General features: G+C 69.5%; 5 protein-coding genes and 1 pseudogene. 3 read left to right on the top strand and 3 right to left on the bottom strand.

From position 1 onward, the window contains the following. Nucleotides 1–203: 203 nt before the first annotated feature. Complete coding sequence (locus tag ACFWY6_RS43795) at nt 204–1,298, top strand: LLM class flavin-dependent oxidoreductase (RefSeq protein WP_384703020.1); 1,095 nt, start codon at nt 204–206, stop codon at nt 1,296–1,298. Further along, nucleotides 1,295–1,909 carry an FMN reductase gene (locus ACFWY6_RS43790; protein WP_384703017.1) on the top strand — a complete coding sequence of 205 codons (615 nt, stop codon included), beginning with the start codon at nt 1,295–1,297 and terminating at the stop codon, nt 1,907–1,909. The genes ACFWY6_RS43795 and ACFWY6_RS43790 overlap by 4 nt, the downstream gene beginning before the upstream one ends. A gap of 354 nt (nt 1,910–2,263) precedes the next feature. Here the strand turns inward: ACFWY6_RS43790 and ACFWY6_RS43785 are convergent, their stop codons facing one another. From ACFWY6_RS43785 to ACFWY6_RS43775, 3 genes are all read right to left on the bottom strand, one after another. Next, nucleotides 2,264–2,389 carry a hypothetical protein gene (locus tag ACFWY6_RS43785; protein ID WP_384703014.1) on the bottom strand — a complete coding sequence of 42 codons (126 nt, stop codon included), beginning with the start codon at nt 2,387–2,389 and terminating at the stop codon, nt 2,264–2,266. 60 nt (nt 2,390–2,449) lie between these two features. Then, nucleotides 2,450–3,199: a cytochrome P450 gene (locus ACFWY6_RS43780; RefSeq protein WP_384703011.1), complete on the bottom strand. Its 750-nt coding sequence runs from the start codon at nt 3,197–3,199 to the stop codon at nt 2,450–2,452. 791 nt (nt 3,200–3,990) lie between these two features. After that, nucleotides 3,991–4,128: a hypothetical protein gene (locus ACFWY6_RS43775; protein ID WP_384703008.1), complete on the bottom strand. Its 138-nt coding sequence runs from the start codon at nt 4,126–4,128 to the stop codon at nt 3,991–3,993. Between the two features lie 1,166 nt (nt 4,129–5,294). Between ACFWY6_RS43775 and ACFWY6_RS43770 the strand changes: the two are divergent. Continuing rightward, a pseudogene (locus tag ACFWY6_RS43770) lies at nt 5,295–5,552 on the top strand (GNAT family N-acetyltransferase); the annotation flags it as partial.

Here is a 5,552-nt window from a genome sequence, read left to right as displayed (position 1 = left end):
CCCACCCCCCACCCGCCCTGGCGCCGCAGCCCCCCCCCCCCCGGGCCGAGCACCGGGGGGCGCCGGCGCGGGGGCGGGCCGGGCGGCCCCCCGCCCGGGCGCCCGCGCCGGGTGATGCCGAAACCCCGGCGTCCCCCGACGCCACCCGGCCTTCCACGGCCACCACCGCAGGATCCGGACAGGACCAGGAGAACAGAGACCTCATGCAGTTCGGCATATTCACCGTCGGGGACGTGACCCCCGACCCCACCGACGGCCGTACTCCGTCGGAACACGAGCGCATCAAGGCGATGATCGCCATCGCCCTGAAGGCCGAAGAGGTCGGCCTGGACGTCTTCGCGACCGGCGAGCACCACAACCCGCCGTTCGTCCCCTCGTCCCCGACCACCCTGCTCGGCCATATCGCCGCCCGTACCGAAAAGCTGATCCTGTCCACCGCCACGACGCTGATCACCACCAACGACCCGGTGAAGATCGCGGAGGACTACGCGACGCTCCAGCACGTGGCCGACGGCCGGGTCGATCTCATGCTGGGGCGCGGCAACACCGGCCCCGTGTACCCGTGGTTCGGACAGGACATCCGTCAGGGCATCAACCTCGCCAAGGAGAACTACGCGCTGCTGCGCAGGCTGTGGCGTGAGGACGTCGTGGACTGGGAGGGTACGTTCCGCACGCCCCTGCAGGCCTTCACCTCGACGCCCCGGCCGCTGGACGGCGTCCCGCCGTTCGTCTGGCACGGATCCATCAGGTCTCCGGAGATCGCGGAGCAGGCCGCGTTCTACGGCGACGGCTTCTTCCACAACAACATCTTCTGGCCGGCGGACCACACCAGACGCATGGTTCAGCTGTACCGGCGCCGGTACGCCCACCACGGCCACGGCCGTCCGGAGGACGCCACCGTGGGTCTCGGCGGACAGGTCTTCATGCGGAAGAACTCCCAGGACGCCGTACGGGAGTTCCGCCCTTACTTCGACAACGCACCCGTCTACGGCCACGGCCCGTCGCTGGAGGACTTCACCGAGCAGACCCCGCTGACGGTGGGCTCTCCCCAGCAGGTCATCGAGCGGACCCTGTCCTTCCGGGAGAGCGTCGGCGACTACCAGCGCCAGCTCTTCCTGATGGACCACGCGGGCCTGCCCCTGAAGACCGTCCTGGAGCAGCTCGACATCCTCGGAGAGGAGGTCGTGCCCGTGCTGCGCAAGGAGTTCGCCGATGGACGTCCGGCCGACGTTCCCGACGCACCGACGCACGCGGCGCGGGTCACTGCCGCGACGCAGCGGGGAAGGGACGCCGCATGAAGCTGACCGTCGTTTCCGCAGGGCTGAGCACGCCTTCCTCCACCCGCCTGCTCGCCGACCGGCTGGCCGAGGCAGCCCGTGACGATCTCGCCGACCAGGGCCACACCGTGTCGATCGAGGTCGTCGAGTTGCGCTCACTTGCCGGCGACGTCGCCGACCACTTCGTGACCGGCTTCGCATCGCCGCGACTGGCCGCCGCGATCGAAGCGGTGACGGGCGCCGACGGCCTGATCGCCGTGACTCCGGTGTTCACGGCCTCCTACAGCGGGCTGTTCAAGTCCTTCTTCGACGTGATTGCCCCGGACGCCCTCACCGGGCAGCCGGTCCTGGTCGCGGCGACGGGCGGTACCGCTCGCCACTCCCTGGTCCTGGAGCACGCCCTGCGCCCGCTCTTCGCCTATCTGCGCGCCGCCGTCGCTCCCACCGCGGTGTACGCGGCGTCCGAGGACTGGGGGTCAGGGGGAGACGAGCACACCGACGGCCTGCCCGCGCGCGTCCGGCGGGCGGGCGGCGAGCTGGCCGCGCTCATGGCGGCCCGCCCGCCCCGGGCCGAGCCCGCGGACGACGTCACCGCCCTCGAACGGCAACTCGCCGACCTGCGCTTCGACTGAGGCCGGTGGGGCGCCGGTCCGCGGGAGGGACGCGGAACTGGTGTTCATCGAGGCGCGGCTGGACTCGCCCGCCCGAGGCGACGGCGACGCCGAAGCGGCGCGAGATACGGGTCCGTGCCATCGGACGCCGAGCGGTCTCTGCGACCGAACCAAGCGCGTGGCTGAACGAGTTGGAAGCGGCGCACGGCGATCAAGAAGATGGGTTCCGCTGGAACCTGCACCGCCTGAAGTGGCCGCTTCTGTCCCGTTTCCCGGCCGCCAGACAGAGTGGACCACGTCGCTCTGCCTGGAGGGCGAAAGCGCCCTCCAGGCACGTGACTTATGGCTCCTGGCGGACGGCCTCGCGTGCCACGGTCATGCTCGGACGAGGTCGCCCCGGAAGTGCTGCGGTACCGGGGCGAAGCGGCAGGCCATGGTGACGGTGTCGGCGTTCGGGACGGTGAAGTGGTAGCGGGTGCACATCAGATAGCACGGTGCCATGAGTTGGGAGGTGCCGATGTCTGCGCCGATGCACTTCTTCGGTGCCCAGCCGAACGGTACCTAGCACGTCCGGTCGGCCGGACCGTGCGGTGCTCCGGGCAGGAAGCGGTCGGGGTCGAATGCGTCGGCCTGCTTCCAGAACCGGTGATCGCGGTGGATCATGTGCGGGCTGACCAGGTAGCTCTGCCCCTTCTCCAGCCGGGTGGCGCCGAGGTCGGACGAGACCCGTGCACGCCGCACCAGTAGGAGCGGAGGGCTCCACATGCGCAGGACTTCCTTGACGAACCGGTGGGTGACCGGTGCCGCCTTGCTCGGTGCGGCGCAGAACTCGACCGGGTCCACGCCTTGCAGTTCGAGGGCGAGCTGCTGTGCCCACTGCGGATTGCGGACGAATTCGTAGAGCACACTCGCGGCCGCGGAGCCGGGCGGTCCGCCGATCGCGGTGAGCACGGTTGTGACGACGCCGAGCGCACGGTCCATGCCGAGTTCGGGGAGCATGTCGACGATGGGGTCGGTGAGGTCCAGTTCGCGGGCGCGGCGGCCCGAGGCACGGTTGCGCAGGACGCTTCGTACGACGAGGCCGGCACGGATCTGAACGGCGGCGAAGCGTGCGTGATGGCGCAGTCCGCGGCCGGGGTGGCGGTCGATCAGGCGTAGCACTTTCTGATGCAAGTCCTGTGTGATGCGGGCTGACTCGCCGCCGGTGAGGCCGGACAACGCGACCGGCAGGATGGACTGCACGGCGATGTCCTGGGCGAGCAGGACGAGGTCGATGTCGTCGCCGAGCCGGGCGTCGATGATCCGTTCCATCCGTGTGATCATTTCGGCGGTGTGCTCGCCGGTGGTGAGTGTGTGCAGTTGGGTGAGCCAGGCGGTGCGTATGCGGGTCCACGGGACCTCTGTGCTGTGGCGGCGCGCGACCGATTTCGGCTTGGGCCGTTCCGGGGCCGAAGACCCCGGTGCGAGTGTGGAAGAAGTCGGAGGTCTCCTTGAAAGCGCCCTGCCGATTGCCCAACACATCACGGGCCACCTGCGGGCTTGCCACGCAGAGCCGGCCAGACGCCGAGCGCCACACATCCTGGGTGCCTTCGAACTCTGCCGCCAGGAATTGCAGTGGATCATGCTGATAGGCGATTGCGCTGCGGCGCCTTCGAGTCGCTCTGCCGTCGGCCGGCCAGGCCATGGCATCCCCCTCGATCGAGCAGGTGGCCAGAGCCGCCGAGACGGTTGGCCGAGCCCGGCTCACGGGGCCGTTCACACCCCGAAGACGCCGGGCCGCTCGACAGACAGCCTCCTCCGCAGGGAGCGTCCTGTGAAGGCGTCAGCCATGTGAAGGCCGTGAGTGAAGTACTTGCCAGATGACGTACGGCTGCCGCCGCAGTGGCCACCTGACCGGCAAGGGCAGGTCAGGCGGGTGTACGAGCTGAGCGACACACGTACTCAGTTGGTGTCGCGCCGGTGCAGCAGGACGGTTCCGACGACCAGAACGACTGCGGTGTAGCCGGCGAAGGCGAGCGCGTCCTGTGTCCCGGTTCAGAGCGACGGCGATCGATTCGGTGGGGGGCGGCGGGACGGCGGGGACGCCGGGGAGCCTGCGCGGACTACCGACCGTCAGTGGCGGGCCCGACGGGCGTGCGCCTGCGCTCGCGGCACGCCGCGCAGAACTCCAGGCACACCCACACGCCCACGGCGGCGACCGTGAGGAGGACAGTGACGCCAACGACAAATGGGATGATCATGCGGTGAGTCTATCTCGGCGTGCCGCATGACCATCGCCCGGCTGTGACCGGGCTCGCCTCGAAGAGCATCGCTTAGGCACGAGCACTTGTGGTCAATTGCGATATGCGGCAGCACCTGGACCCTCTTCGGCCCCTTGGTCTTCGCATGACTGATGTCAGCAGAACCGTTTCTGCAGCAATCGACGCCGGCCCGTCCCACATCCCCGCCGAGGAGGCCGTGCCCTCCTCGCAGACGCCGATCTACGACGATCTGCCGGCGCAATGGAAAGAGCAGCGCAAGTACACCCCGACGACCTCGCCCCGGAAGAGACCGGAGAACCCCAGGGCTCGCCGGGCGTCCAGCACGGACCGGCGGAGCACTACGACCGGACGCGTACCGGTGGCCAACGCACCGGGCTATGCCGCCGCCGGCCACGCCAGGAACCTTTCACAGAGGAGCGGTTGAGTACCCGGGGGGGAGAGGCGATCAATTTCCGTACGGCTCCCACTGCCTTCGCCGGTAGTGCCCCGACCAGCGGCGAAGTCGACGTAACCGACACTTGGCCCTGCCCGCCCAGGCTCACAGAGGAAACGTTCCGCCCGCTCGGCATCCACCCCCGAAGCCGCCCCGGAACTGATTCGCGAGACACACCTGCTCACCGGACGTCGCCGCCGAGCCTTCGAATCGGTCGAGCCCGCTTTCCATCACGCTTGGAAAAACTGGCAAGAGATCGCTGTCGACCCGGACCCCGTCGGATGGGTGCGCTCACACGCGTACGCATACGCGCTGTCGCCCTGGCACCGCTTCCGCGACCTCTCTGAACGCCGCAAACCCGCGGGGTTCGACCCCCGCGTGGAAGCGGTGCTCTTGCCCGAGCAGCACCGCCTCACTCTCCTGATGTGCGACGGCCTTGGAATGAGCGTTTCTCAGGCAGCGGCCGAAACAGCAGCCAGCACCTAAGCCGTCAGGAACCGACTGCGCCGACGCCCGCGCCGCCATCAGGGGGGCAATTCTCCGAGATCGACGACGATGGCGAAGCGCTGCGCGAGCGATTCAGATGCGCGCTGTTGCGCAAGCAGTAGGGCAGCAGGGCAGCAGGGCAGCAGGGCGGTAGGGCAGTAGAGCAGTAGGGGAGAGCACTACTGGTTGACCGGCGTCGCGATGGCTGCCATGACATCGTGACGCCATGACCATCGATGTGCGCCCGGCTTCGGTCTTTGAGGACGTCCGTAGTGTGATCGGCCCGAAGTCACCGCAGGCCAACGTCTGCTGGTGCCTGAGCTATCGGATCCCCTCCAAGCTCAACAACGAGCTCCGCGGTCCGGACCGCGGCGGGTACGTCGCCGGGCTGTGCCGTGGGGGGCCGCCCCCCCCCGCGCCGGCCGCCCCCCGGGCGCGCGCGCGCGGGGGGGGCGCCCCGGGACCCCGCGCGCGGGCCCCCCCG

This window comes from Streptomyces sp. NPDC059037 (assembly GCF_042740015.1).
Taxonomy (GTDB): domain Bacteria; phylum Actinomycetota; class Actinomycetes; order Streptomycetales; family Streptomycetaceae; genus Streptomyces.
Note: the sequence above shows the minus strand (reverse complement) of the source record. Positions and strands in the feature narration are given on the sequence as shown.

Bases quoted from the DNA above. Each gene is read 5' to 3' on its own strand.
- ACFWY6_RS43790 (WP_384703017.1), top strand. From the start codon at position 1,295: ATGAAGCTGACCGTCGTTTCCGCAGGGCTGAGCACGCCTTCCTCCACC.
- ACFWY6_RS43785 (WP_384703014.1), bottom strand. From the start codon at position 2,389: ATGGCACCGTGCTATCTGATGTGCACCCGCTACCACTTCACCGTCCCG.
- ACFWY6_RS43775 (WP_384703008.1), bottom strand. From the start codon at position 4,128: ATGATCATCCCATTTGTCGTTGGCGTCACTGTCCTCCTCACGGTCGCC.
- ACFWY6_RS43795 (WP_384703020.1), top strand. From the start codon at position 204: ATGCAGTTCGGCATATTCACCGTCGGGGACGTGACCCCCGACCCCACC.
- ACFWY6_RS43780 (WP_384703011.1), bottom strand. From the start codon at position 3,199: ATGGAACGGATCATCGACGCCCGGCTCGGCGACGACATCGACCTCGTC.